General features: G+C 65.5%; 25 protein-coding genes and 1 pseudogene. 9 read left to right on the forward strand and 17 right to left on the reverse strand.

Translation table 11 applies throughout. The annotated features are described in order from the left end of the window. Positions 1-168: 168 nt before the first annotated feature. Positions 169-1,359, reverse strand: coding sequence for a metallophosphoesterase (locus AiwAL_RS07910; protein ID WP_235705169.1), 1,191 nt, complete (start codon positions 1,357-1,359; stop codon positions 169-171). A 20-nt stretch (positions 1,360-1,379) separates the two neighbouring features. After that, complete coding sequence (gene gloB, locus AiwAL_RS07915; RefSeq protein ID WP_235705168.1) at positions 1,380-2,114, reverse strand: hydroxyacylglutathione hydrolase; 735 nt, start codon at positions 2,112-2,114, stop codon at positions 1,380-1,382. 31 nt (positions 2,115-2,145) lie between these two features. On the opposite strand from gloB, the gene AiwAL_RS07920 reads away from it, so the two are divergent. Next, positions 2,146-2,853, forward strand: coding sequence for a class I SAM-dependent methyltransferase (locus AiwAL_RS07920; protein ID WP_235705167.1), 708 nt, complete (start codon positions 2,146-2,148; stop codon positions 2,851-2,853). A gap of 4 nt (positions 2,854-2,857) precedes the next feature. On the opposite strand, the gene AiwAL_RS07925 is transcribed toward AiwAL_RS07920, so the two are convergent. The 4 genes and pseudogenes from AiwAL_RS07925 to AiwAL_RS07940 form a co-directional block, all read right to left on the reverse strand. Further along, positions 2,858-3,388, reverse strand: coding sequence for a Spy/CpxP family protein refolding chaperone (locus AiwAL_RS07925; RefSeq protein WP_235705166.1), 531 nt, complete (start codon positions 3,386-3,388; stop codon positions 2,858-2,860). Positions 3,389-3,507: 119 nt separating this feature from the next. After that, complete coding sequence (locus tag AiwAL_RS07930) at positions 3,508-4,362, reverse strand: sulfite exporter TauE/SafE family protein (protein ID WP_235705165.1); 855 nt, start codon at positions 4,360-4,362, stop codon at positions 3,508-3,510. Next, on the reverse strand, positions 4,359-4,766 hold the full coding sequence (locus tag AiwAL_RS07935; protein WP_235705164.1) for a Fur family transcriptional regulator: 408 nt from the start codon (positions 4,764-4,766) through the stop codon (positions 4,359-4,361). The genes AiwAL_RS07930 and AiwAL_RS07935 overlap by 4 nt, the downstream gene beginning before the upstream one ends. A gap of 129 nt (positions 4,767-4,895) precedes the next feature. After that, positions 4,896-5,252: pseudogene (locus AiwAL_RS07940) on the reverse strand (NADPH-dependent FMN reductase); the annotation flags it as partial. Between the two features lie 207 nt (positions 5,253-5,459). Here AiwAL_RS07940 and AiwAL_RS07945 point away from each other — a divergent pair. The 4 genes from AiwAL_RS07945 to AiwAL_RS07960 are packed head-to-tail and all read left to right on the forward strand — an operon-like array spanning position 5,460 to position 7,721. Beyond that, on the forward strand, positions 5,460-6,017 hold the full coding sequence (locus AiwAL_RS07945) for a NifU family protein (RefSeq protein ID WP_235705160.1): 558 nt from the start codon (positions 5,460-5,462) through the stop codon (positions 6,015-6,017). A gap of 32 nt (positions 6,018-6,049) precedes the next feature. After that, the gene (locus AiwAL_RS07950; RefSeq protein ID WP_235705158.1) at positions 6,050-6,634 is read left to right on the forward strand and encodes a malonic semialdehyde reductase; all 585 of its coding nucleotides are present in this window, start codon (positions 6,050-6,052) and stop codon (positions 6,632-6,634) included. Beyond that, the gene (gene tsaB / locus AiwAL_RS07955) at positions 6,631-7,302 is read left to right on the forward strand and encodes a tRNA (adenosine(37)-N6)-threonylcarbamoyltransferase complex dimerization subunit type 1 TsaB (RefSeq protein WP_235705156.1); all 672 of its coding nucleotides are present in this window, start codon (positions 6,631-6,633) and stop codon (positions 7,300-7,302) included. The genes AiwAL_RS07950 and tsaB overlap by 4 nt, the downstream gene beginning before the upstream one ends. After that, positions 7,299-7,721, forward strand: a complete 423-nt coding sequence (locus AiwAL_RS07960; protein WP_262312471.1) for a GNAT family N-acetyltransferase — start codon at positions 7,299-7,301, stop codon at positions 7,719-7,721. The genes tsaB and AiwAL_RS07960 overlap by 4 nt, the downstream gene beginning before the upstream one ends. Here the strand turns inward: AiwAL_RS07960 and AiwAL_RS07965 are convergent. Next, complete coding sequence (locus AiwAL_RS07965) at positions 7,699-7,962, reverse strand: sulfurtransferase TusA family protein (protein ID WP_235705154.1); 264 nt, start codon at positions 7,960-7,962, stop codon at positions 7,699-7,701. The two genes, AiwAL_RS07960 and AiwAL_RS07965, sit on opposite strands and share 23 nt — an antisense overlap. Before the next feature lie 160 nt (positions 7,963-8,122). Here AiwAL_RS07965 and AiwAL_RS07970 point away from each other — a divergent pair, with 160 nt between their 5' ends. Next, the gene (locus tag AiwAL_RS07970) at positions 8,123-8,551 is read left to right on the forward strand and encodes a MucR family transcriptional regulator (RefSeq protein ID WP_235705173.1); all 429 of its coding nucleotides are present in this window, start codon (positions 8,123-8,125) and stop codon (positions 8,549-8,551) included. A gap of 16 nt (positions 8,552-8,567) precedes the next feature. Here AiwAL_RS07970 and ptsP read toward each other — a convergent pair whose 3' ends face one another. The 8 genes from ptsP to AiwAL_RS08010 are packed head-to-tail and all read right to left on the reverse strand — an operon-like array spanning position 8,568 to position 18,875. Then, a complete protein-coding gene (ptsP, locus tag AiwAL_RS07975; RefSeq protein ID WP_262312472.1) occupies positions 8,568-10,868 on the reverse strand; it encodes a phosphoenolpyruvate--protein phosphotransferase in 2,301 nt (766 codons plus the stop codon). Positions 10,869-10,874: 6 nt separating this feature from the next. Beyond that, positions 10,875-11,477 (reverse strand): dihydroxyacetone kinase subunit DhaL, encoded by a 603-nt coding sequence (gene dhaL / locus AiwAL_RS07980; protein ID WP_262312473.1) that lies wholly within the window; start codon positions 11,475-11,477, stop codon positions 10,875-10,877. Beyond that, positions 11,477-12,478, reverse strand: coding sequence for a dihydroxyacetone kinase subunit DhaK (dhaK, locus tag AiwAL_RS07985; RefSeq protein WP_262312474.1), 1,002 nt, complete (start codon positions 12,476-12,478; stop codon positions 11,477-11,479). Before dhaK ends, dhaL begins: the two co-directional genes overlap by 1 nt. Before the next feature lie 55 nt (positions 12,479-12,533). Beyond that, the gene (locus tag AiwAL_RS07990) at positions 12,534-13,547 is read right to left on the reverse strand and encodes an MIP/aquaporin family protein (RefSeq protein ID WP_262312475.1); all 1,014 of its coding nucleotides are present in this window, start codon (positions 13,545-13,547) and stop codon (positions 12,534-12,536) included. Between the two features lie 25 nt (positions 13,548-13,572). Continuing rightward, the gene (gene glpK / locus AiwAL_RS07995) at positions 13,573-15,072 is read right to left on the reverse strand and encodes a glycerol kinase GlpK (RefSeq protein ID WP_235705147.1); all 1,500 of its coding nucleotides are present in this window, start codon (positions 15,070-15,072) and stop codon (positions 13,573-13,575) included. 40 nt (positions 15,073-15,112) lie between these two features. Continuing rightward, positions 15,113-16,645 carry a glycerol-3-phosphate dehydrogenase gene (glpD, locus tag AiwAL_RS08000; RefSeq protein WP_262312476.1) on the reverse strand — a complete coding sequence of 511 codons (1,533 nt, stop codon included), beginning with the start codon at positions 16,643-16,645 and terminating at the stop codon, positions 15,113-15,115. Continuing rightward, positions 16,642-17,481 (reverse strand): phosphodiesterase, encoded by an 840-nt coding sequence (locus AiwAL_RS08005; protein ID WP_262312477.1) that lies wholly within the window; start codon positions 17,479-17,481, stop codon positions 16,642-16,644. Before AiwAL_RS08005 ends, glpD begins: the two co-directional genes overlap by 4 nt. Before the next feature lie 50 nt (positions 17,482-17,531). Beyond that, entirely contained in the window at positions 17,532-18,875 is a 1,344-nt protein-coding gene (locus AiwAL_RS08010) for an MFS transporter (RefSeq protein ID WP_262312478.1), read from the reverse strand. A gap of 414 nt (positions 18,876-19,289) precedes the next feature. Between AiwAL_RS08010 and AiwAL_RS08015 the strand changes: the two genes are divergently transcribed. The 3 genes from AiwAL_RS08015 to AiwAL_RS08025 are packed head-to-tail and all read left to right on the forward strand — an operon-like array spanning position 19,290 to position 21,621. Continuing rightward, entirely contained in the window at positions 19,290-20,117 is an 828-nt protein-coding gene (locus AiwAL_RS08015; protein WP_407932559.1) for a DeoR/GlpR family DNA-binding transcription regulator, read from the forward strand. A 17-nt stretch (positions 20,118-20,134) separates the two neighbouring features. Continuing rightward, a complete protein-coding gene (locus AiwAL_RS08020) occupies positions 20,135-20,908 on the forward strand; it encodes an enoyl-CoA hydratase (protein ID WP_262312479.1) in 774 nt (257 codons plus the stop codon). Continuing rightward, positions 20,905-21,621 (forward strand): SDR family NAD(P)-dependent oxidoreductase, encoded by a 717-nt coding sequence (locus AiwAL_RS08025; protein WP_235705142.1) that lies wholly within the window; start codon positions 20,905-20,907, stop codon positions 21,619-21,621. Before AiwAL_RS08020 ends, AiwAL_RS08025 begins: the two co-directional genes overlap by 4 nt. A gap of 7 nt (positions 21,622-21,628) precedes the next feature. On the opposite strand, the gene AiwAL_RS08030 is transcribed toward AiwAL_RS08025, so the two are convergent. Together AiwAL_RS08030 and aroC are read right to left on the reverse strand one after the other, a co-directional pair. Then, on the reverse strand, positions 21,629-22,819 hold the full coding sequence (locus AiwAL_RS08030) for a hypothetical protein (protein WP_235705141.1): 1,191 nt from the start codon (positions 22,817-22,819) through the stop codon (positions 21,629-21,631). Between the two features lie 18 nt (positions 22,820-22,837). Continuing rightward, positions 22,838-23,974 carry a chorismate synthase gene (gene aroC / locus AiwAL_RS08035; protein WP_235705140.1) on the reverse strand — a complete coding sequence of 379 codons (1,137 nt, stop codon included), beginning with the start codon at positions 23,972-23,974 and terminating at the stop codon, positions 22,838-22,840. Positions 23,975-23,978 lie beyond the last annotated feature (4 nt).

Consider the following 23,978-nt stretch of genomic DNA (forward strand, 5'->3'; position numbering starts at 1 on the left):
CGGCCTTCAACCTCCTCGAGTTCAACCTCCTCGAGATCGAACCCATGCGTGTCCAGTAGACGTCAAAAGCAGATCAAAAAATCCGCCAATAAATCCAGGGGATTCTCGTTCAGACCAATGAAAACTTCGGTCTAGGCTTTCGTAGGCAGCGCTTCTGGACTTTCTCGCTTACGCGATCAGCCGCCGGTTTTTCCAGTCGAGCGTCACGGTGTCGCGCAGGCGCGGGGGGTTGCGGTAGGGTTCCTGCGGGCGCGGTACGGTGTAGGTGTTTATGCTGATCGTCTCGGTGTCGATGTCGAGACGGAGAAAGCCGAAGCGGTCGTCGACGAAGTTTTCCAGCACCACATTGGGATCGTTCGGCGCGGTGAAGGGCGGCACGATGTCCTGGCCTCCGATGCGCATCATCCGGTGCAGATTGTGATAGCCACCGAACCCCGCGACGATGAAGGGCCTTGCTCCGCGTGCAGCATCGGTCACGGTGAAACGCTGGTAGTTGTGCACATGGCCGGCGAGAACCATATGCGCCTGCCGGCCCGATGCGGCTTCGGCCTCGGCGAGCACCGCGGCCATGGTTCTGCTGCCGGAGTGATAGGCGTCGAGCGAGTGGATCGGGTGGTGCATCGCCACGATGACCGGCTTGTCCGCCGGAGCGGCCCTGAGTTCGCCGGCGAACCAGTCGCGCTGATCCGGTTTGACCTCGCCACCTTCGGGAACGTTGGTGTAGAGGCCGATGAAGGTCGCGAACGGGGTTTTAAGGGTGAAATACACGTTCGGCTGGATCATCGCGGTGCGCGGCGCGTCCATCGCTTCCGGCGTGTGAATGCCCGGCCCGGCCGCGCAGAAATTCCGCACGAAGGCGGCGAGCGAGGGTACGGTTTCCACCAACCGCCCGTTATCGTAGCGGTCGCCGTCGTGATTGCCGGGAATCGCGATGATCGGGTTCGGATAATAGTCGTAGGGCAGGTAGAATTGCGGATAGTAGCGGTCGGCCTGGCCGTCGAAATAGACCACGTCGCCGAGATGATAGAAGAAAGCGGGTTTTCCGTAAGGCCCGGCGATCGCGGAATCGGCGACCAGACCGGCGGCGACCAGTTCCTGCGGGCGCGGATCGAGCACGCCGCCGGTATCGCCCACGACATGCAGGCACATGCCGCCGGATTTTTTCATCGCGGCAACCGCATCGGGGATGATTTTCGCGAGATCGAGCCGGAACGGCTGCTTGCCTGTGGGCGGCGGCAAGGGCTCGAAGCCGCTGCCCGCGTTATACGGTCCGGCCTGGGAATCCAGGCAGTGGCGTCCGGCCCAGTCCGCGGCGAAGCGGTGGGGGGCGGGTTTGGGCGCGCGTGGCGTCGTCGTCATGGCGTCCTCGTGATGTTGGGCTATCTGAAATTGTCTTTCGCCGCGCGCAGCCGGGCGAATTCCTCGGCGGTCTGGGCGCGCAGGAACGGGTTGGCGAGCAGCTCGTCAGCGAGGAGCACCGGCAGGGTCGGCTGGTTTTCGCGGCGCAGCCTTTCGACCTCGGTGGCGCGGGCGGCGAGCACTTCGTTGTCGGGATCGACCGAGCGGGCGAAGCGCGCGTTGGCCAGCGTGTATTCATGGCCGCAGAGCAGCATGATGCCGGGGTCCAGGGTTGCGATCCGCTGCAGGCTGGACTGGAACATCGCGGGCGTGCCCTCGAACATGCGCCCGCAGCCGAGGCTGAACAGCGTATCGCCGCAGGCGGCGATGGCGTCGCCGAACAGATAGGTCACGTGGCCGATCGTGTGGCCCGAGGTCGCGATCATGCGAAGGGTCGCACCGCCGAAATCGAGGGTGTCGCCGTCGTTCAGCGCGATGCCCAGCTTCGGCAGCCGCGCCGCATCCGCCGCGTTGCCGATGAGCTTTGCGCCGAACCGGGCAGCGAGGGAAGCGGCGCCGGCGATGTGATCGTCATGGTGATGGGTCAGGAGCACGAAATCGAGCCTGCCGCCGCTGCGCTCCACGGCATCGATCGCGGCACCGGCATCGGCGGGGTCGATGAAGGCGGCAACGCCCTGTCGGCTCACCAGCCAGGCGTAATTGTCGGCGAGCATGGGCACGCGGATGACGGTGAAGCCGGAATGCGCGATGGTCATATTCGATCCTTTGGCGTGTTATAAGGGTGGCATGGCTATAGATGCGACCGCAATGGCCGATTTCTACGCCACGCGACGCGGCGTGATCGCGGCGCGGCTGATTCGCGCCCGACTATTCGGCCTCTGGCCCGATCTGACCGGCATGGCGGTGCTCGGCATCGGTTATCCGGCGCCCTATCTGCGACTCTGGCGCGGGCAGGCGGCGCGCTGCATCGCGGTCACCCCGGCGCAGATGGGTGCGGCGCGCTGGCCGGCGCACCGGCCCAACCTCAGCGTGACCGCCGAGGAAGAATCTCTGCCGCTCGCGGATGTCAGCATCGATCGCCTGCTGATGATCCACGGGCTCGAACAGGCCGAGAGTGCGCGGCGCATGCTGCGCGAGGCGTGGCGGGTGCTGAAGCCGGACGGGCGGCTGATCGTGGTGGTGCCGAACCGCACCTCGGCCTGGGCCTATCTGGAGCGCACACCGTTCGGCCATGGCCAGCCTTACAGCGCGTCCCAACTCGGCCGGCTGCTTGCCGGCGCGCTGTTCCGGGTCGAGCGGCGCGATGTCGCCTTGTTCATGCCGCCGCTGGGTGGCGGGACGATCCTGAAGACCGCGTCGCTCGCCGAACGCGCCGGGCGGCGGGCGATGCCGCAGGCCGCCGGCGTCATTCTTGCCGAGGCGGCGAAGGATGTCGCCGGCGTGATGCCGCTGCGCGAGCCGCGCCGGCGGATGGTATTCGTCGAAGCGGGCTGAAACCTCAGTTTTGCGGCTTTTTGTGCGATTTCGTCATGGCGTGCATATGCCGCGCTTGCATCGCGCGGGCCTCGGCGCGGAAGCGCGCATCCACCTTCTTCCGTTGCGCGGGCGTGAGCTTGGCATAGAGGGTCTGGAACGCGGCCGAGAGCGCGTTCATGTCGTCTGCCTGCTTCGCCGCGATCGCGGAATAGGATTCCATGTTCTGCACCGCGTTCATCGTCGCCAGCCCCTTGGCCCGCGCGGCATAGAGCGCGGCCATGCCGGTGGCATTGCCGCGCGAGACCTGGGTGAAGCCGTGCCAGGCGGGTTCCTCGGCCTTGGTGATGCCGATATCCTTTTTCAGCGAAGCGAGCCGGGCATTGACATGGGCGATGATCGCCTTCTGCATCGGCGTCATTGGTGCGGCGCCGGTCGCGGTGGCGGGCGCCGTCTCGGCGCTGGCCCGGTGCAGGCCGACGGCGCCGAGGCCGAGGCCGGAGGCAAGCAGGGCGGCGGCGAGCACGGGTTTGTGAAGAGTGCGGGACAGCGACATGATCGATCTCCGAATAAAATTGGTCCGCATCGCTTTACGCGCCGGCCGATGACCGGATGCTGGCGCGTTGATGTCCGAAACATGGCCTACCGAAGTTTAACGCGCCGCTGATATGCGGTTCACCCGCGCGGCACGGCGCGCCGCAAGGTCGCGGTTTCGCGGAGCAGCGAGGTGAAGCCGACGCCGATCACCACGCCGACGACCAGAAGGAACGGCAGCCCGATACTGTGCAGGTTATGCACCTTGATCCCGCTGTCGAAACTCAAATCGGCCAGGCGCGGAAAACCGATGCCGAACAGCCCGGCCAGAACGAAGGCGCCGCCGCCCCAGAGCAGGGTGCGCGCGGCGGTCAGCAACCCGACCCGGCGGATCGCCTCGGCGGGCAGGCCGCGCCGCGCCGCCCAATAGCCGAAGGCGGCGCCGGCGAAAATCTGCACCAGGGTGGTGCCGAGGCCGAACGCCGCACCCGGCGTCCAGCCCCAGGCGGCGGACGGCATGGCGGGTGCGAGCACGGTGTAGAGAATGGTCGCGAAGGCGCCGAAACCCCAGCCGGCGATGAACCCGTGCAGGGCCGGCATCCAGGGGCGCGGATCGGCGAAGGGATCGGCGCGGGGTGGGGAGGGGCGAAGATGCAGATGCGGCGCCATGCGGCCTTGTGCGATTGCCAGCCCGGCCCAGACCATCACCGCGCCGACCACGACATAGACGTAGAAATCCACTGCGGCGAAGGTGAGCAGGCGCGACAGGCCGAGATAGGCGAGTTCGCTGGCGATCGCGCGCTGGAGGGTGAAGGCGAGCGAGAAGATCAGCCCCGCCCGCAACCCGCGCCAAGTCGAATAGGAGCCGACCGCATAGGAAAAGGTGATCGGCCAGGTGTGCTCGTCCGGCGTCACGCCGTGGACCATGCCGAGCAGAAGCGCGGTGAGCAGGTCGATCCCGAGCGACACATGGGCCGGGTTCCACAAATCGATCATGATGCACTTTCGAAAATGGTCGGCTGCGCGCGGCAGGATGGGCAGATGCCGTCGAGCACGATGTCGTGGGTGGCGATTGAAAAGCCGGTCGCGCGCTCCAGGGCGGCGACGTCGATCTGCCGGGCCAGGCAGGGCACCGGCACCAGCGCGTTGCATTCCGTGCAGTGCAGATGGTCGTGATGCGCCCCGCTATGCTCGTAGCGCGCCGGAGCATCCTCGAGCCGCACCTTGCGCAGCCGCCCTTCGGCGACCAGCCGCTCCACCGCGCGGAACAGGGTGGAAAAATCGGCAGTTACGCCCTCCGCCGCGAGTCCGGCGCCGAGTTCGTCCAGGGTCCAGGCATGGCGGTCCGGCCGGTTCATCACGGCGAGGAGGGCTGCCTGGGTGCGGGAGGGTCGGGCCATGGGCCGGGAGATAGCGATTGCGGCCTCATTATGCAAGCAGTTTGCGTAACTTGCCGTGCCAGGGAATCCCCGGTTCAGGAATCCGTGCTTGTGTCTCGGTTTGAATTAAAGCGATGACGGAAAACCTGCTTAGCCATTCTCCGCAATTGTGCACGCAAGACAATCGGGGGCCGTGCGAAGTTGCGCCGATAATGCGTCATCGGACACGATACCATCCGCATCAAGGTTCCGGCCAAGCAAGGGAAGCGTAATCGAAGCGGCTTCAACCAGTCGCGCCGACATTGTTGCTAATGTCAGCTTAAGATGGGCATCGGCACAGGTAGCCCGCTGTGACGCGTTGATGACAGCAACGGGCTTTCCGGGGAATTCCAGGCTGCTGACCAGCCAATCCAGGGCGTTCTTCATCACGCCGGCCACTCCGCGAGCGTATTCCGGGCTGCACAAGAGCAAACCTTGGCATGATCCAATCTGCTTTCGCAGCGCTAGAACCGACGCTGGTGGAAGAGCTGGCTATGGTGGCCTGACTCAGATTGCCTCTGGCAAACCCGGCGCGGTTCATACGAGCGCCCCACTTTGGACTGGGGCACCGAAATTCAAACTGACCCACGCCGAGTCCCCTTGCCCTTTGCGTTGCCGGCGCCGATGTTGTAGCGAGAGGACCGCATTGGTCCGGTATGAAACGGGAGCCCTGCCATGTTCATCGAAACCGACGTCACCCCCAATCCGGCGACACTCAAATTCCTGCCCGGCCGGACCGTCCTCGCCGAGGGATCGGCCGATTTCAGCGATGCCGAAGCGGCGTCGATCAGCCCGCTCGCGAGCGCCCTGTTCGAGCTTGCCGGGGTGACGCGGGTGTTTCTCGGCACCGATTTCGTCTCGGTGACCAAAGATGACGGCATCCTCTGGCCGGCGCTGAAGCCGCAGGTGCTCGGCGCGATCATGGAGCATTTCCTCTCCGGCCGCCCGGTCATGGCGAGCGAGGCGGTTGCGGCGGCGGAGGATGTCGATCCGGCGGATCGCGAGATCGCCGAGCAGATCAAGGATCTGCTCGATGCGCGGGTGCGTCCGGCGGTGGCGGGCGATGGCGGCGACATCATTTTCCGCGGCTATCGCGACGGCGTGGTGCGGCTGCACATGCAGGGTGCCTGCTCGGGCTGCCCATCCTCGACCGCGACCCTGAAAATGGGCATCGAGAACCTGCTGAAGCACTACGTACCCGAGGTGAAGGCGGTCGAGCAGGTCGCCGCCTGATCATTTCCAGTTAATTTTTTCGGAGATTTCGCATGACGCTCGACGATGGCGCGCTCGATGTGCTGTTCCGCACTGCTCGCACCCGGAACGGCTGGACCGACACGCCGGTTGCCGACGAGACGCTGCACGCTCTGTACGATATCCTGAAATTCGGCCCGACCTCGGCCAATTGCTCGCCGGCGCGCTTCGTCTTCATCCGCACCCGCGAGGCGAAGGAGAAGCTGAAACCCGCGTTGAATCCCGGCAATGTCGACAAGACGATGGCGGCACCGGTCACCGTGATCGTCGCCTATGATCCGATTTTCTATGAACACCTGCCGAAATTGTTTCCCCATGCCGATGCGCGGGCGTGGTTTGCCGGCAATCCTGATCTCGCCGACGAAACCGCGTTCCGCAATGGCACGTTGCAGGGCGCCTATCTGATCATCGCCGCGCGCGGCCTCGGGCTCGATTGCGGGCCGATGTCCGGATTCGACAAGGCGAAGGTCGATCAGTCCTTTCTCGCCGAACAGGGCTGGAAGTCCAATTTCCTGGTCAATCTCGGCCATGGCACCGATGCCAATCTGTTTCCCCGCTCACCGCGCCTCGATTTCGACGAGGCCTGCGTACTGGCGTGAGCGAAAAGCCGCCCGGACGCATCCTGGCGATCGACGCGGCACAGCGCCGCGCCAGCGTGACCTTGATGGAGGGCGATCACGTGCGCGCGCTGCGCGCCGGAGTGCTGAAGACCGGACTCGCCGATACGCTCGCGGTCTGGGTCGACGACTGCCTCGCTGAAGCCGGGATCGCGGCCTCGGCGCTCGATGCGATTGCGGTGACGGTGGGGCCGGGCAGCTTCACCGGGTTGCGCGCCGCGATCGCGCTGGCGCAAGGGCTTGGCGTTGCCGCCGGCGTTCCGGTTCACGGCATTTCGATGAGCGAGGCGTTCGGCGCCGCGTTTCCCACCCTGCATCGTCCGCTCTGGATCGCGATCGCGGCACGGCGCGGCCGGCTGTTCCTGGTGCGGGACGGGCGCGCCGCGGCGTTCGACGATGCCGATATTCCTGTCCCCGACGGGCCGGTCGCCCTTGCCGGCGATCGGGCCGGCGAGACCGCCGCGATGCTCGCCGCGCGCGGCCATGACGTGATGCTGACCGATGCGCGATTCTGCTCGGGTGCTGCGATCGCTTCGGCGCTGCGGCACCTTGTGGCAGGCGGGGATGCGCCACGCCCGGCGGCGCCGCTCTATGTCGATCCGCCGGAAGCGAAGCTACCCGAAGCGGGTCTGCGGCCACCGCCGCAATGATCCCGGCTGCGGCGCCGCACGCTCAGGCCATTGGCCTGCTTCACGCAGCGGCTTTCGGCCCGGAGGCCTGGTCCGAAGCGAGCATCGCGACCCTGTTCGCGAGCCCAGGCGTGTTCGGATTCATCGACGAGGCGGGCGGCTGCGTGATCGCGCGCACGGTGGCGGACGAAGCGGAAATCCTGACCATCGGCGTCATTCCGGCGGTGCGGCGGCGCGGCCTTGGTTGGCAATTGCTCGGTGCGGCACTGCATGAGGCCGGGCGGCGCGGCGCTTCGGCGGTGTTTCTCGAAGTCGCGGCGGATAACGCGGCTGCGCGTGCGCTCTATGCGCGCGCGGGGTTTGCCGAGGCCGGGCGGCGGCGGGATTATTACGGCGCCGGTCAGGATGCTCTGCTGCTCAGGCGGAAGCCTTGCGAATGACCAGGACGGCGCTGCCGTCCGGCAGGTCGAACATGTCGAGTAGATCGTGGCCCTGATCGGCGGTGGCGCGCGGCACATTGGCGCGTGGGTCCGCGCCCTTGAGCCGGACCAGCAGAACCGCGCCCGGCGGCAGCGAATCGAGCGCGAGCCGGGTGCGCACGAAAGTCATCGGGCAGGTTTCACCAGTAATGTCGATCGCCCGGTCATGCGGCGGAAATTCAACGATATTCGTGTTATTCATTAGGGTTTTTCCAATCAACCTCACTGGTTCGGTAGTCATCGTTCGGCCGATTTCGTTGATCGATGGAATTTTTGTCGGTCATTTCTTGCGTTTGCCCCAAGAATCATTCTATTGAGCGTGGCGCCACATGGTGCGCAAGAAGATTTCTGAAGGACTAGTCATGTCGGATTCCCAGACCAATGAACATCTCCTGCAACTGACCGCGGAGATCATCTCGGCTCATGTGTCGCACAACTCAGTGACTCCCGAAATGCTGCCGAACTTGATCCGCGAGGTCTATCGCAGCCTGAGCGGAAGCGAAACGCAGAAGCCGGCGCCCCCGCCGCTGCCGGAGCCTGCGGTCAACCCGAAGAAGTCGGTGTTCGCCGACTATATCATTTGCCTGGAAGACGGCAAAAAGCTGAAAATGCTGCGCCGGCATTTGAAGTCGGCCTATAATCTGACGCCGGAGCAATATCGCGAGCGCTGGCAGTTGGCGTCTGACTACCCGATGGTCGCGCCCAACTATGCGAAGCAGCGCTCCAACCTCGCCAAGAAGATCGGGCTCGGCACCAAGCCGGCGGCCCAGGCGGCGCGCGGCAAGAAGTAATCGGTCCAGCCCGGTCCTAGTCGAATATCTTTCGGATCGCGGCGAAGGATCGCGGCGCCATCGACAGATTCCGGATACCGCAGGAGGCGAGCAGCGGTGCGATCTCGGGATCGCCCGCCGCCTCGCCGCAGACCGATACCGGCACGCGCGCCTCGGCGGCGACCTTGCGGCACAAGGCGAGCACCGAAGGATGCGCCGTGCCGCCCAGCCCGGCGAGGGCCGGGACGTTGCGGTCGGCGGCGAGCGTGTATTGGGTGAGATCGTTGGTGCCGATCGAGACGAAATCGATGATGTCGGCGAAATCCGCGATGACGAGCGCCGCCGCCGGCACTTCGATCATGATGCCGAGGCGAACCGGCCAGGCGTGATCGGTTTTCGCTCCGGCGAGCGCCTCGTGGGCGTGATTCAGGATGGCGCGCGCCGCGGTCACCTCGCTTGGATTGGTGACCATCGGCAGCATGATGCGCGCATCGTGATCCACACCCGCCCGCAGCATGGCGCGGAGCTGGGTTTCGAAAATCGCATCGTTGTCCAGCAGCGCGCGCAGACCGCGCACACCGAGCGCGGGGTTCTGCTCCGGTGCGAGTGGCAGGAACGGCATAGGTTTGTCCGCCCCGGCATCGAGCGTGCGCAGCACGATCGGCCGGCCGCGCATCGGCGCCATGATCGCGCGCAGCATCGCGCATTGTTCGTCCTCCGAGGGTGGCAAGACCCGGTCGAGGAACAGGAATTCGGTGCGCAGCAGTCCGATGCCGGCGGCATTCGCCCGATCGGCCGCCTCGGCTTCGGCGCGGCTCGCGACATTGGCCCAGAGGGTGATGTCGCTGCCGTCGGCGAGGCGCACCGGGTTCGATCGCGACGCGGCTTCATCCCGCGCCGCCTGCGCTTCCCGCGCGCGCAGCATCGCCAACGTCGCTGCGTCAGGATCGAGCCAGAATTCACCGGTTGCGCCATCGAATGCCACGATCGCGCTCTCCTTCAGCTCGGTTGCCCCGGCGCCGACCAGATAGGGAATTCCGGCGGCACGGAGCAGAATGGCGGCGTGCGACGCAGTTCCACCGGCACGGTCGATCACGCCGGGCACGCGGTCGCGATCGAGAGTGACGGCGAGGGAGGGGAGCAGATCGTCGGCGATCAGGATCGCGGGCGGCCCGTCAGGCAGCGCGGCGGCGTGGGTCACGCCGAGCGCGCGCAGCACCAGGGCGCCGGCATCGCGCAGATCGGCCGCGCGGGCGCGCAGGATGGGATTGTCGAGCGCGGCGATTGTTGAGGCTGCGGCCTCGATCGCCTCCGCCCAGGCGGGTGCGGCGTCGAGACCGTCCCGGTCGGTCAGGGCGATGGCATGGGCGCGGAGGGCTGGATCGTCGAGCAGCGCGCGTTGGGCGTCCAGAATTGCATGGCCGGCGCCGCCCTGACGCTTCGCCGTGCCGAGCGCCGCATCGAGAGCGCGTTTGGCCGCGTCGCGATCCTTGGCGAGGCTGCGCGCGATAGGCGGCATGGTGGTGCGTAGAGTGCGCATCGGACCGATCGCGATGCCGGGCGATGCCGGGCGCGGGCCGGTTGCCGCAACCGGCTCCGGCGGTTCGGGCTCTTGTGTTGGCGCGGTCAGCACCGCTTCGATCACATCGAGGGCCGCTTCGGCACCCGCGCCGCTCGCGGAGAGGCGCAGCGTTGCGTTGCCCCGCGCGCCGAGACCGAGCAGGGCCGTCAGGCTGGTCGCCGGCGCCGGGACGCGCGATCCGTCCGCCGGGGCGAGCGTGACATTTGCTGCCTGCGCCTGGGCGAGCCGCGCGATTGCGGCGGCGGGGCGCAGGTGCAGCCCGGCGGGGTCGGCGATGCGCACCTCGCGCGTCACTGAATCGACGTTGTTAGCGGGCTGCGGCGTTGTTTGCGCCGAATCGAGACCGAGTTGCGCGCGCTTCGACTCCAGTGCCGCTTCGGCTTCCGCCCGCACGGTATCGAGCTGCGCCCCGCCGGCAGCGGCAACCCCGGCGGCGATCGCGCCTTCGACGAATGGTGCGGCGCAGAGCGAAACCCGCGAACGGATCACCGCATCCAGCAGATCGAGCGCGGTTTCGGCGCTCAGCAGCGCGCTGCCGATATCCATCAGCACGAGCGTGCCGGCCGGGCTGTCCAGGTCTTCGATCGCCGCCAGGATCGCGGTGGCGTCGGTGCCGAGTTCGGCACCATCATCGCCCGCGCCGGCGGCGCAGGCGATCTTCAGGTCAGGCCCGGTCATCGGCCGGATCAGTGTCGCGACCGCTTCGGCCAGCACCCGGCTATGCGAAACGAGAACCAGCGCGACTTTAGCTGACATCGGGGTTCAAGACGCCTCGGCTAGGCAGGCGAGCAGCATGGCCGACGAGGTCGCCCCCGGATCGACATGGCCGATGGCGCGCTCGCCAAGATAGCTCGCCCGTCCCTTGCGCGCGACGATCGGCTTGGTCGCTTCGGCGCCGTCGCGCGCGGCCTCGGCGGCCTTGGCGAGCGATCCACCGCCGTCCAGCACGGCGATGGCGGGGATCAGCGCATCCACCATGGTCTTGTCGCCCGGCTCGGCCTTGCCGCGCGCCCGCACCCCGGCGAGGCCGGCGCGCAGGCAGGCGGCGAGGGCGGCATCGTCGAGGGTCGCGGCATCGCCCGCCGCCTTCGCCGCTTCCAGGAAGAACGTCCCGTAGAGCGGGCCGGAGGCGCCGCCCACCGTGCCGATCAGCGTCATGCCGGCGAGCTTGAACAGCGCGGCGGGGGTCGCTTGCGTCGCTTCGTCGAGCTTCGTCACCACCTTGGCGAAACCGCGCGCGAGATTGGCGCCGTGATCGCCATCGCCGATCGCCGCATCGAGCGCGTTCAGCGCCGCCTGTTCGTTTGCGAACATGGCGTTCGCGTGGCGCAGCCAGAGGGCGAGCGCGGTTGCGTCGTGCGCCATCAGCCGCCCCAACGCAAAGCTGGGGTGATGACCGGCGCATCCCACCCCTTGCGCATGGTGTCGTCGAGCCGGAGCGCGGTGATCGAAACCCCCGCCATGTCGAGGCTGGTCATGTAGGAGCCGACCAGGCGGCACGAGACGGCGAGCCCGTGCTTCGCTGCGATCGCCTCGGCGGCGCGATAGACGACATAGAGTTCGATCAGCGGGGTTCCGCCCATGCCGTTGACGAATAACAGTATGTCATCGCCGCGCCTGAACGGCAGATCCTCCAGGATCGGTTCCATCAGCATCTCCGCGATGCGGTCGGCGGGTTCGAGCTTCATCCGCCTGCGTCCCGGCTCGCCATGGATGCCGATGCCGAATTCCATTTCGCCTTCGGCGAGATCGAAGCTCGGCTTGCCGGCATGGGGCACGGTGCAGGGCGTCAGTGCCAGACCCATGGAGCGCGCCGCACCATTCACCGCGCGGCAGAGATCGACGACATGATCGACTGGCGCGCCCGCTTCGGCCATCCCGCCGCAGATTTTTTCCGCGAGTACGGTCGCGCCGACGCCGCGCCGACCGGCGGTGTAGAGTGAATCCTTGACCGCGACATCGTCGTCGATGACGACGGCATGCACGTCGATGCCCTCCTCCCTGGCGAGATCGGCGGCCATTTCGAAATTCAGCACGTCGCCGGTGTAGTTCTTGACGATGTGCAGAACCCCGACACCGCCATCGACCGCCTTGGTGGCTTCCAGCATCTGGTCGGGCGTCGGGCTGGTGAACACCGCACCCGGACAGGCGGCGTCGAGCATGCCGCGCCCGACGAAACCGCCATGCATCGGTTCATGGCCGGAGCCACCGCCGGAGACGAGTGCCACTTTGCCGCGCACCGGTGCATCGGCGCGGGCGATGAAATCCGGGTCGCGATTCACCCGGATCAGATCGGCATGGGCAAACGCCATGCCCTCCAGCGCCTCGGCGACGACGTGTTCGGGCGCGTTGATGAGTTTTTTCATGAGTCCCTCCCAAAGGTAGCAAGGCCGGCGATGGTCGCCGGCCTTGCTGGTTTTTTCAAGCGGTCGGGCTGTGCTGCTGCTTCACCTCGTCAAGGGCGGCCTGGAGTTTTTCCAGGCTGTAGCCGATTCCCTGCGCCGGCGGCTTCGGCTGCTGCTCTTTCAGGAGTTCGGCCCGTTCGGTCAGGGTCAGGCCGATGAACCATTTATAGACGAACACCGCGAGAACGCCGCCGATCAGCGGCCCGACGATCGGTACCCACCAATAGCCGTGCGGTCCGGGAAACGCGTTCGGGCCCCATCCGGCGACCCAGGCGAACAGGCGCGGCCCGAAATCGCGCGCCGGGTTGATCGCATAGCCAGCATCCACGCCGAAGGACATGCCGATCGCCGCGACCGCGAGACCGATGATGAATGGTCCCATGTTCGATTGCGGCGCTAGATTGACGTTGTCGACGATCGCAAGCACGAACAGCAGGAGGAAGAACGTGCCGATGATCTGGTCGATGAGGGCGAGCTCCATGTGGCCGCCGAGATAGGCGGCCGGGAAGGTCGCGAAGATGCTGAAGGTCGTCAGCCCGCCGGCAGCCGTCCGGTCCGCGACGTGATGCGCGACGTTCCACGCGTTCATCGCCCTGAAATAGTCGAGAAACACGATGGCGGCGCCGGAGAAGCAGCCGGCGATCTGCGCGATCCAGTAGGGTACCACCTTGCGCCATGGAAAATCGCCCTTCACCGCGAAAGCGAGGCTGACGGCGGGGTTGATATGCGCGCCGGTGACGCCGCCGGCGACATAGACGCCCATCGTCACCGCCATCGCCCAGCCCCAGGTAATCAGCAGCCAGCCGCCGGCGCCCTGGAAGATCACCAGGGTGCGGCCGGATTCGGTAAGCCCGGCGACCGCGACCGCAACGACGCCGTCGCCGAAAGCGATCAGCACCAGGCAGCCGAGAAATTCCGCGAGCAGTTCCGCCCAGAGCGACTGGGCGCGCCAGCCCTGTTTGACGCCGAGTTTCGGCTTGGGTACGCCGGAAGGTCCCACCTCCGCCGCGTATTCCGTTACGTTAGACATTCTGATCTCCTCCAGATGATCTTGTTCATTCGACCCAGGCGAAGGACCGCTGCACGGCCTTCTTCCAGGATTTGTAGTGACGGGCGCGGACATCCTCGGCCATTTTCGGCTCCCAGGTCTTGTCGACGCCCCAGTTCGCGCGCAGGTCCTCGACATTTTGCCAGTAGCCGACCGCGAGACCCGCCGCGTAGGCCGCCCCGAGCGCGGTGGTTTCGGTCATTTTCGGTCGTACCACGGGTGCTGCCAGAATATCCGCCTGGAACTGCATGAGCAGTTCGTTGGCGACCATGCCGCCATCGGTTTTCAGCGCGGCAAGCTTGATGCCGCTGTCGGCCTCCATCGCCTCGACCACGTCGCGTACCTGATAGGCGGTGGATTCGAGCGCGGCGCGGGCGAGATGGGCGCGGGTGGCATAGCGCGTCAGCCCGGCGATCACGCCGCGCGCATCGTCCTTCCAATACGGCGCATAAAGGCCGGAGAAGGCGGGCACGATATAGACATCGCCATTATCCTCGACGCTGCGCGCCAGCGGCTCGATCTGCGGCGCGACATCGAAGAGTTTCAGGTTGTCGCGCAGCCACTGCACCAGCGCGCCGGTGATCGCGATCGCGCCTTCCAGCGCGTAACGCGGTTTCTCGTCGCCGAATTGATAGGCGAGGGTGGTGAGCAGCCCGGCTTTCGACTGCACCGGATCGGTGCCGGTGTTCATCAGGAGAAAAGACCCTGTGCCATAGGTATTTTTAGCCTCGCCCGGAGCAAAACAGGTCTGGCCCACTAACGCCGCCTGCTGGTCGCCCAACATGCCGGCGAGCTTGGTGCCGCGCAGCGGTGCGGTTTCCATTTCGCCATATACCGCCGAGGACGCGACGATTTTCGGCAGACAGGCGCGTGGGATATTGAAATGTTTCAGCATTCCGTCGTCCCAGTCGCAGGTGGCGAGGTCGATCAGCATAGTGCGGCTGGCGTTGGTAACGTCGGTGACATGCTTGCCACCGTTAGCGCCGCCGGTGAGGTTCCAGGTGAGCCACGCATCGATCGTGCCGAACAGCGCTTCGCCCGCTTCGGCCTTTTTGCGCGCACCCTCGACGTTTTCCAGAATCCACAGCAGCTTCAGCCCGGAGAAATAGGTCGCCAGCGGCAGGCCGGTCTTGGCGCGGAACCTGTCCTGCCCGCCATCCTTGGTAAACCGCTGCACCAGCTGGTCGGTGCGGGTATCCATCCAGACCAGCGCGTTGCACAGCGGTTTGCCGGTCGCTTTGTCCCACAGCACGGTGGTTTCACGCTGGTTGGTGATGCCGACGGCGGCAAGATCGCTCGCGGTCAGATTGGCGCGCGCGAGGGCGGCGCCGATCACCTCGCTGGTATTGGCGAGAATTTCCAGCGGATCGTGTTCGACCCAGCCGGGTTTGGGATAGATTTGCTTATGTTCCTTCTGTGCGACCGACACGATGTTGCCGTGTTTGTCGAACACAATGAAGCGTGAACTGGTGGTGCCCTGGTCGATGGCACCGACATAACGTGACATTTTGTGCTCCCTCGATATTGATTTGAAAACCGATGACTGGTCAGCAATGCGCGCGGCCACCTCCTTCAACCGGCCCGGCCGTTCGCAGAGACGCGAGATAGGCGGCGAGCCTCGCTTGGGTGCCGTCTGGCACGTGCAGCACGAGTTTCGAGCGCCGCCATAGAATATCGTCGGTTTCGCGCGCCCATTCGTGGGCCACGAGATAATTCACTTCCGCTTCGGTCAGGCCGCCGCCGAGATCGGTGCCGAGATCGGCGAGGCTGGCTGCATCACCAAGGATTCGTTCGGCGCGGGTGCCGTAGGCGCGGGCGAGGCGATGGGCGAGGCGAGGTGGCAGGAAAGAATAACGCGAAGTCAGTTGATGCAGATAGGTGCTGAAATCCGCATTCTCCATGTCGCCGCCGGGCAAGGGCGATCCCGCCGTCCAGGGTGTGCCGATCGCACGCCCCATGGCCGGCAGCAGTTTTTCCAAGGCGTGCTCGGACAGCCGGCGATAGGTGGTGATCTTGCCGCCGAACACCGAGAGGAGGGCGGGTTTGTCGTCGCCGCCCTCGACATCGAGCACGTAGTCGCGCGTCACCGCCGAGGCGTTCTTGGCGTGATCGTCATAGAGCGGGCGAACGCCGGAATAGCTGCGCACGACATCCGCCGGGGTGACTGGCGCGCGAAAATAACGCGACACGCTGTCGCACAGATAGCGCGTCTCGTCAGCGGAAATAACGACCTGAGACGGATCGCCCTCATAGGGAATGTCGGTGGTGCCGATGAGAGTAAAATCGTGCTCGTAGGGCACCGCGAAGACGATGCGCTTGTCCGGGTTCTGCAGGATGAATGCGAAATCGCCCTCATAGCGCTTGCGGACGATGATGTGGCTGCCTTTGACCATCCGTACGGTCTTGTGGGTGTTGCGGCCGAGTTTTTCGCTAAGCACCTCGCCCACCCAGGGGCCGGCGGCGTTGACCAGCGCGCGCGCCATGACGGTTTCGCGTGCGAAGGTGGCGCGATCCTCGATCTCGGCGCGCCAGAACGTCCCTTCGGGGCGGGCCGAGACCAGTCGCGTCCGGGTGCGGATATCCGCACCGCGTTCGGCGGCATCCATCGCGTTCAGCACGACGAGTCGGCTGTCCTCGACCCAGCAATCGGAATAAGTGAAGCCGCGCCGATAGGCGGGTTGCAGGATTGTGGCGGCCAAATGCGGCGGAAAGCCCACGGCGCGCGACGCGGCCAGGCGCTCGCGCTTCGCGAGATGATCGTAGAGAAACAGGCCGGTGCGAATCATCCAGGCCGGGCGCTGATCCGCCGAATGGGGCAGCACGAATTCGAGCGGCCAGATGATGTGCGGCGCGATGCCGAGCAGCCGCTCGCGCTCCATCAGCGCCTCGCGCACCAGGCGGAATTCGTAATATTCGAGATAGCGCAGCCCGCCGTGAATAAGCTTGGTACTTGCCGAGGAAGTATGTGAAGCGAGATCGTCCTGTTCAACGAGAAGGACGGACAGGCCCCGCCCCGCGGCATCACGCGCAATACCGGTGCCGTTGATGCCGCCGCCGACAATCAGGAGATCGGCGCTCATGAGACTGCTCCTCCATGTCCCGGATATTCAGGGTCGGTAAGTCCAGGAAATGGGCCGGGATAGGATTCGACATAGACGGCATGCGAAGACATGCCTTCTTCGCGCGCCCAGCGGTGCAGCATGAAGGCGGGAGGCTCCATGACCAGCGCCGCGGGTGCTGCAGCATCGAAATCAAGTATCCATTGATGGGCGATGGAGGGTGCGACCATGGCGATCGCCTGTGCGACCCTGCCGATGATCATGCGATGATGATGGCCGGACAGAATCCGGTCCACCTGCTGATGACGCGCGATGACCGAGGTAAAGGCGGCGCTGTCACGAAGATGGATCGAATCCATGCTGGCAACTCCGCAGCGAAATGGCGGATGATGCATCACGACCAGGCTGGGGCGATGCGGTGCGGCCGTGAGAGATCGATCAAGAAAATCAAGACGCTCCGGGCCCAGTTCGCCATGGGCGTGCCCTGGAACAACGGTATCAAGCATGATCAGCCGAACGGGAAACTCTTCCACGACATACTGGATGAATCGAGAATCGCTGCTTACGCCGGGAAGATGTGGCAGGATCTGGCGTAAATTGGAACGACGGTCGTGATTGCCGGGCACGACGAATATCGGCATGGTCAGATAGCGTTCCAGCAATGCGGCGAGGTTTTTGTATTCATCAATCAACCCGTTCTCCGTAAGATCCCCGGATATCACTACAAAATCGGGTGCCGGGCGCAGTCCCGCCACCGCGCGCAATGCGCGTTCGGTCAGCATGTTGGTTTCCACGACCCTGGCGGCTGGGCGTCCGGCGGAACAGACATGAAGGTCGGTCAACTGAGCAATGAGCATTATCTCATCCAAAAAGACGAATCTGCGGAAAAATCTGCGGCAACATCGATTCAGGCATGAGGATTTATCAGAGATTCTCGAGCTGGTTGTTGGATTTCGCTAAGGTCGTCCAGATTTTGCCTCTTGGTTTCCGGCGCTAACAACAGGCATATCACGAGCCCCGCGAATGACGCGGCAACGAACAGCCACAGCGCTTTCTGCAGTCCCCAGGAGTGCACCAGACCTGGAAATACCAGAATGGAGAGAATCGCCCCGACCCGGCTGACGGAAGTGGCAAATCCCGCAGCGCTTGCGCGCAACCCGGTTGGGAAGACTTCCGTTGCATAGACGAAATCCAACACGCCCGGTCCCATATTAGCGAACAGGGTTGCCAAACCGAACAGCACGACTAAAACTGCCAGTACCGGCTTAGGTACCAAGGCCAGCACGACGACCAGGAGCGTCAGGCCGGCAAAAGCGAAAATGATCAGCGGCCGGCGCCCCCAGCGATCGACCAATGCAACGCCGATCATTGCACCAACGAGACCCAGCAGTGAAACGATGGCTGAACCTAGATAGGCCGCACCGCTCGATCCAAGGCTGAACGCCTTTAGAATTGTGGGCGTATAAATGGCGATCCCATAAAAAGCCACATCATAACAGAACCAGAACCCCGAGACGAAAACCGTCATGCGGAGCACAGGCTTGTAAAACATCTCGATCCAGCCGTGACTCGAGATATTCGGCACGGAAACCTGGGCGGCACCCAGATGGCGCAGAACCGCGTTCGCCTCGTCAATGCGCCCACGGGACGCGAACCAGCGCGGCGATTCTGGGATTGTCGCGCGGAAAAAGATCACAATGAGAGCAATGATCGCGCCAATGCCCAACATCCAGCGCCAGGCATCTGGGCCTAATGGCAGCAGCAGGTAGCCTGCGATATAGGCGCACATCGCGCCGAAAAACCATGTCGCTCCCAGCAATGCCACGAACATGCCGCGGGTTTTCGCCGGCACGAACTCGGCCAGGAGGGTCGTGGAGATCGGGTAATCCGCCCCGATGCCGATGCCAAGCAGAAAGCGGAAGATCAGCAATTCCCAAATGTTCTGCGATAGAGCCGTCAAAGCGGCAAATACGACAAAGAAAACCAGATCGAACATATACATGGCCTTGCGGCCGAGCCGGTCGGTCAGATGGCCGAAGATGAGCGAGCCAACAAGCATCCCGAAGATCGCGGAGGCGGCGACCACGCCAATTAAATCTGGCGGTATCGACCATTGTCTGATGAGAAATGGAAGCGCGACCGCGATAACGGTGAGATCAAAGCCATCCAGGAATACCCCGGCTGCCGAGAGAATCGTGATCCTGCGATGAAACGACCGGAGTTCCGCGGACTCAAGGATATCGAAAGCCATGCAACATCCCCTTCCTTTGCCATAACGCTGCGCCAAGCATCTCAGTCCGGCGCCCCCAGCACCGTCGACGATCAGGAGATCGATCGGCGCACTCGTGCGCGGCGTTTCGTTCGAATGCGAATAAAGCCGGGTTCGGAAAATCTCGCGCCGCATCGTTTGCCCGAAGCCGCGTAAAGATATTCAAATTTTGCAATATGATAAGAATGCCGCATGGCGATTTCCCCCGATTATCGTTGCTGGCAATCTAACACGGAGCCGTGATGTTCGCAAGCGAAAATTAAATCACCAGAAAAAGCTCTATTTCGCATATGCAGCATGATGAATTCAGCGAATTCGTGCCGGTTTGGGTTTGCATCCGCGTCGGACGCGCGCCATTGTCATGCAAATTTCGCGGCGGAGTCACCGCTGCGCGCCGTGCAAGGGAGAAGTCATCTGTCCGATCGTTCCGCCAATGCCACAAGACTCACCGAGATCGTCGCCCTGGTCGGTTCGCGCGGGTTTCAGACCATCGATTCGCTCGCGCAGCATTTCGACGTGACGGTGCAGACCATCCGGCGCGACCTCAACGCGCTCGCCGCCGAAGGCAAGATCAGCCGGTATCGCGGCGGCGCCGGCCTGCCGTCCAGCATCGAGAACATGGAGTACGAGCGCCGCAAGGTGGTGCATCTCGCCGCCAAGCAGCGGATCGCCGCCATGGCGGCGTGCGACGTGCCGGACCACGCCTCGCTGTTCATCAATATCGGCTCGACTACCGAGCAGGTCGCGCGCGCCCTGCTCGATCACACGCATCTGAGGATCATCACCAATAATTTGAACGTCGCGCGGATCATGAGCGAGAATCCCGATTTCCGCATCGTGGTGACCGGCGGGACGGTGCGCAACCGCGACGGCGGCATCACCGGACAGGCGACGCGCGACATGCTTGACCAGTTCCGCGCCGATCTCGGCATTATCGGCATCTCCGGGATCGACGCCGATGGCGGGCTGTACGATTACGACATGGACGAGGTGATCTGTTCGCAAGCGATCATCCGCAACGCGCGGCGGGTGCTTCTGGTCACCGACCATTCGAAATTTGGCCGGCCCGCGCTGATGCGGGTGGGCAATCTCGCGCAGATCGCGGCACTCTATACCGATCTGCCGCCGCCGGCGCCGATCGCGGCCCTGATCGCGAGCCTCGGCGTCGAACTGCATATCGCACCGGAAGGAGAGGATGGCGCTACAGCGCGTCATCCGGCATAATCCCCTCCATGGATGCGATGACCGAAACGCCGCCGCTGCTCCTTACGCGCGATGCGCGCGGCGCGGTGCGGCTCACGCTCAACCGGCCGGATGCGCTCAACGCCCTGTCGGAGGCGCTGCTCGATGCGCTGCAGGATACGATCGGCGCGATCGGCGCGGACGAAGCGGCGCGGCTGGTGATTATCGAGGGCGCCGGGCGGGCCTTCTGCGCCGGGCACGACCTGCGCGAGATGATGGCGCTGCCCGATCCGGCGGCACAGCGCGCGCTGTTCGCCAAATGCAGCCGGGTCATGCTGTCGCTGCAGCACCTGCCGGTGCCGGTGATCGCGCGGGTCCACGGCATCGCGACGGCGGCCGGCTGCCAACTGGTCGCGACCTGCGACCTTGCGATCGCGGCGGAAAGCGCGCGCTTCGCGGTCTCCGGCGTCAATCTCGGCCTGTTCTGCGCGACGCCGAGTGTCGCACTCGCGCGCAACGTGCCACGCAAGGCGGTGCTCGAGATGCTGTTCACCGGCGGGATGATCGGCGCGCGCGAGGCGGAGCGGCGGTTCCTGATCAACCGCGCGGTGCCGGACGGCGAACTTGACGATGCGGTCGAGCATCTCGTGACGAATATTCTCGCCAAGCCGTGCGCGGCGCTGGCGATCGGCAAGGCGCAGTTCTACCGCCAGACCGAGCAGGGCGTGGAAGCGGCTTACGCGACGGCGAGCGAGGCGATGGCGTGCAACCTGGCCGAACCCTCGGCGCGGCAGGGCATCGGCGCCTTCATCGGCCGGAACAAACCCCGATGACCGATCTGCCGCTGAAGGACAGCGTGGCCCTGGTGACCGGGGCGAGCCGCGGTCTCGGGGCGGCGACCGCGATCGAACTCGCGCGGCTGGGCGCGCATGTGGTGATCGCGGCGCGCGACGATGCCGGCCTCGCCGCGACCGACGACATCATCCGCGCGGCGGGTGGCGATGCCACGCTGCTGCCCGCCGACCTCACCAAGGGGGACGTGACCGACGCGATCGGCCCCAGCCTGTACGAGCGGTTCGGCCGGCTGGATATCCTGGTTCACGCGGCCTCCGCGCTGGGCGCGCTGACCCCGGCGAGCCACATCATGGAGGATCAGTGGGAGCCGGCCTTCGGCATCAACGCGACCGCGACCTGGCGGCTGATCCGCACCACCGAGCCGATGCTGCGCGCGGCACCGAACGGGCGGGCGGTGGTTCTGACCCATGCGGTCGCGGCATCGCCGCGCGCCTATTGGGGCAGTTTCGGCGCAAGCATGGCGGCGCGGCAGAATCTCGTGCTGTCCTGGGCCGCCGAGCTGAAGAAAACCGCGCTGCGGGTCAATCTGTTCGATCCGGTGCGCGCGGCGACCGCCCTGCGCGCCGCGGCCTATCCCGGCGAAGACCCCACAAGCCTGCCGCAACCCGCCGATATTGCGCCCGCCATCACGGCACTCTGTCTGCCGGCGGAAACCCGCCACGGCGCGATCGTGGTGTGGCAGGGCACGTAGCTGGCGGTCAGACGGTCGATAGCACCGCAGGGGCCAAGGCGGCCGATCGGGCGGCGGGGTGCGCGGGGTTGCGGAACCGCATAGCGCTTTCGGCGCCGGCTTCCCGGCACAGCTCGAACCGCGACGCGCAGGTGATCGCAACGACCGAACGGGCCGCGGGGTCGGTCAGGAACTGCCGCGCCTCGCCTTCGAGCGTGAGGTGTTCGCGCAACAGCCGCCATTCGAGCCGGTCGGTATCCTCGATGAACATGGCGAGAATGCCGGGACGGGTTCCGGTGAGCCTTGCCGGGGCGATGGCGGCGAGGCGTCGTCGCATCGCGGTCGCGACCTCGTTCTCGCTGCCCGCGCGTGCCGCGAGGACGAGAACGCCCCGGCCGCCGCCGGTGACCGCCAATTGCGCTTCCGGCCCGAATTCCTGGCGCAAGCCGCTCATCAGCCCGTTCTCGTCCGCCTGGGCGGCGGTGAGCATCAACGGGTCGAGCCGCAGCACCGCGGCCTCGTCGTAATCGGCGCGGCGCGAGGCCGACAGCATCGCATTGATCCGCTGGTGCAACTCGGCGAGCGCGGCCGCGCCGCCATCCTCGCCGCTATCGCGCAACCCGTTGGGCAGGGTCATTTTCAGCAGATAGCGGCCCGGATGCGCCGCGAGCCAGGTCTGCAGATCGGGGTCGATCCGGTCGATCAGGCGCATCCAGGCGGCGCGGCGCACGAAGCGTCCCGCCTCGGCGGAGAACGTGTCGCAGGCGATTTCCGCGCTCGCCCCCTCGCGGGCGATCAGCAGGTCGAACGGGGCGCCGTCCTCGAACCCGGCGTAGCGCACCGAAAATCCCGCCGCTTCGTGCAGCATGGCGGTACGGTGCAGATGCAGCAGCGGAATGATCGTCGCATCGCCGTCGAGCGCTGTGGCCAAAGCGGCGCGAAAGCGCACCTTGCCCGAAGCGACGAGGCCGGCATCGAGCGCGGCGAGGTTGGCGACACGGGTGGCGAGCAGCGCCTCGTCGGCGGAGAGACCGAGGCCACGCCGGGCTTTTTCCAGTGCGAACTCGGCGGCGTGGCGCTGGGCGAGCAGCCTGCCGTAGCGCGGGCTGCCGGCGACCCTGGCGTGCAGAAGCGCGATCCGCCCGGCCCAGCATTTCTCCCCCGCGAGGGAGAGAAAGGCCGGGATCGTCCTGGCGTCCGGGCCTTGTGGCACCGACATATTCATGATCCGTATATACTACGGCGCGGGGCGCTCCGGCGAGCAATTCGGCGTGACGGGCAGCCGCCCGGACGGCGCGGGGTCGCCGCATTGGGCGCGATGACGAAGCAGATGATCGGCCAGCACGCAGGCCATCATCGCCTCGCCGACCGGCACCGCGCGGATGCCGACGCAGGGGTCGTGCCGCCCCTTGGTCTGCACCATGATCTCGGCGCCGACCGCATCGACGCTCGCGACTTCGGTGAGGATCGAACTGGTCGGCTTGACCGCGAAGCGCACGACGATCGGCTGGCCGGTCGAAATCCCGCCGAGAACGCCGCCGGCGTGATTGGCGAGGAAGCGCACCGTGCCGTCCTGGTTCATCCGCATTTCATCGGCGTTCTGCTCGCCGCGCAGGCTGGCGGCGGCAAATCCGTCGCCGATTTCGACGCCCTTGACCGCGTTGATGCCCATCATTGCGCCGGCGAGATCGGCGTCGAGCTTGGCATAGACCGGCGCGCCGAGGCCCGGCGGCGCGCCAACGGCTTCGATTTCCACCACCGCGCCGAGCGACGATCCGTCGCGCCTGACCTTGTCGAGTTCATCGGCCCAATGCGCCGCCGCGACCGGGTCGGGGCAGAAGAAATCGTTGCGTTCGACCTCGGCCCAGTCGAACCGGGCGCGATCGATCGGGTGCGGCCCCATTTGCACCAGGGCGCCGCGAATCGTCACGCCATCGCCGAGGATTTTCCGCGCGATCGCCCCGGCGGCGACGCGCATCGCGGTTTCCCGCGCCGAGGAGCGGCCGCCGCCGCGCGGATCGCGAATGCCGTATTTCCAGAGATAGGCGATGTCGGCGTGGCCGGGGCGGAACTGGTCGGCGATATTGGCATAGTCCTTCGAGCGCTGATCGACATTCTCGATCGTCAGCGCGATCGGCGTGCCGGTGGTCATCCCCTCGAACACGCCGGACAGGATTTTTATCGTATCGGGTTCGCGCCTCTGGGTGGTGAAGCGCGACTGGCCGGGCCGGCGGCGGTCGAGAAACGGCTGGATATCCGCCTCGGACAGCGCAATCCGCGGCGGCACGCCGTCGACCACGCAGCCGATCGCCGGCCCATGGCTCTCGCCCCAGGTGGTCACGCGGAACAAATGGCCGAAACTGTTATGCGACATGCCG

This window comes from Acidiphilium sp. AL (assembly GCF_025499445.1).
Lineage (GTDB): Bacteria > Pseudomonadota > Alphaproteobacteria > Acetobacterales > Acetobacteraceae > Acidiphilium > Acidiphilium iwatense.

Bases quoted from the DNA above. Each gene is read 5' to 3' on its own strand.
- AiwAL_RS07910 (WP_235705169.1), bottom strand. From the start codon at position 1,359: ATGACGACGACGCCACGCGCGCCCAAACCCGCCCCCCACCGCTTCGCC.
- gloB (WP_235705168.1), bottom strand. From the start codon at position 2,114: ATGACCATCGCGCATTCCGGCTTCACCGTCATCCGCGTGCCCATGCTC.
- AiwAL_RS07920 (WP_235705167.1), top strand. From the start codon at position 2,146: ATGGCTATAGATGCGACCGCAATGGCCGATTTCTACGCCACGCGACGC.
- AiwAL_RS07925 (WP_235705166.1), bottom strand. From the start codon at position 3,388: ATGTCGCTGTCCCGCACTCTTCACAAACCCGTGCTCGCCGCCGCCCTG.
- AiwAL_RS07930 (WP_235705165.1), bottom strand. From the start codon at position 4,362: ATGATCGATTTGTGGAACCCGGCCCATGTGTCGCTCGGGATCGACCTG.
- AiwAL_RS07935 (WP_235705164.1), bottom strand. From the start codon at position 4,766: ATGGCCCGACCCTCCCGCACCCAGGCAGCCCTCCTCGCCGTGATGAAC.
- AiwAL_RS07945 (WP_235705160.1), top strand. From the start codon at position 5,460: ATGTTCATCGAAACCGACGTCACCCCCAATCCGGCGACACTCAAATTC.
- AiwAL_RS07950 (WP_235705158.1), top strand. From the start codon at position 6,050: ATGACGCTCGACGATGGCGCGCTCGATGTGCTGTTCCGCACTGCTCGC.
- AiwAL_RS07960 (WP_262312471.1), top strand. From the start codon at position 7,299: ATGATCCCGGCTGCGGCGCCGCACGCTCAGGCCATTGGCCTGCTTCAC.
- AiwAL_RS07965 (WP_235705154.1), bottom strand. From the start codon at position 7,962: ATGAATAACACGAATATCGTTGAATTTCCGCCGCATGACCGGGCGATC.
- AiwAL_RS07970 (WP_235705173.1), top strand. From the start codon at position 8,123: ATGTCGGATTCCCAGACCAATGAACATCTCCTGCAACTGACCGCGGAG.
- ptsP (WP_262312472.1), bottom strand. From the start codon at position 10,868: ATGTCAGCTAAAGTCGCGCTGGTTCTCGTTTCGCATAGCCGGGTGCTG.
- dhaL (WP_262312473.1), bottom strand. From the start codon at position 11,477: ATGGCGCACGACGCAACCGCGCTCGCCCTCTGGCTGCGCCACGCGAAC.
- dhaK (WP_262312474.1), bottom strand. From the start codon at position 12,478: ATGAAAAAACTCATCAACGCGCCCGAACACGTCGTCGCCGAGGCGCTG.
- AiwAL_RS07990 (WP_262312475.1), bottom strand. From the start codon at position 13,547: ATGTCTAACGTAACGGAATACGCGGCGGAGGTGGGACCTTCCGGCGTA.
- glpK (WP_235705147.1), bottom strand. From the start codon at position 15,072: ATGTCACGTTATGTCGGTGCCATCGACCAGGGCACCACCAGTTCACGC.
- glpD (WP_262312476.1), bottom strand. From the start codon at position 16,645: ATGAGCGCCGATCTCCTGATTGTCGGCGGCGGCATCAACGGCACCGGT.
- AiwAL_RS08005 (WP_262312477.1), bottom strand. From the start codon at position 17,481: ATGCTCATTGCTCAGTTGACCGACCTTCATGTCTGTTCCGCCGGACGC.
- AiwAL_RS08010 (WP_262312478.1), bottom strand. From the start codon at position 18,875: ATGGCTTTCGATATCCTTGAGTCCGCGGAACTCCGGTCGTTTCATCGC.
- AiwAL_RS08020 (WP_262312479.1), top strand. From the start codon at position 20,135: ATGACCGAAACGCCGCCGCTGCTCCTTACGCGCGATGCGCGCGGCGCG.
- AiwAL_RS08025 (WP_235705142.1), top strand. From the start codon at position 20,905: ATGACCGATCTGCCGCTGAAGGACAGCGTGGCCCTGGTGACCGGGGCG.
- AiwAL_RS08030 (WP_235705141.1), bottom strand. From the start codon at position 22,819: ATGTCGGTGCCACAAGGCCCGGACGCCAGGACGATCCCGGCCTTTCTC.
- aroC (WP_235705140.1), bottom strand. From the start codon at position 23,974: ATGTCGCATAACAGTTTCGGCCATTTGTTCCGCGTGACCACCTGGGGC.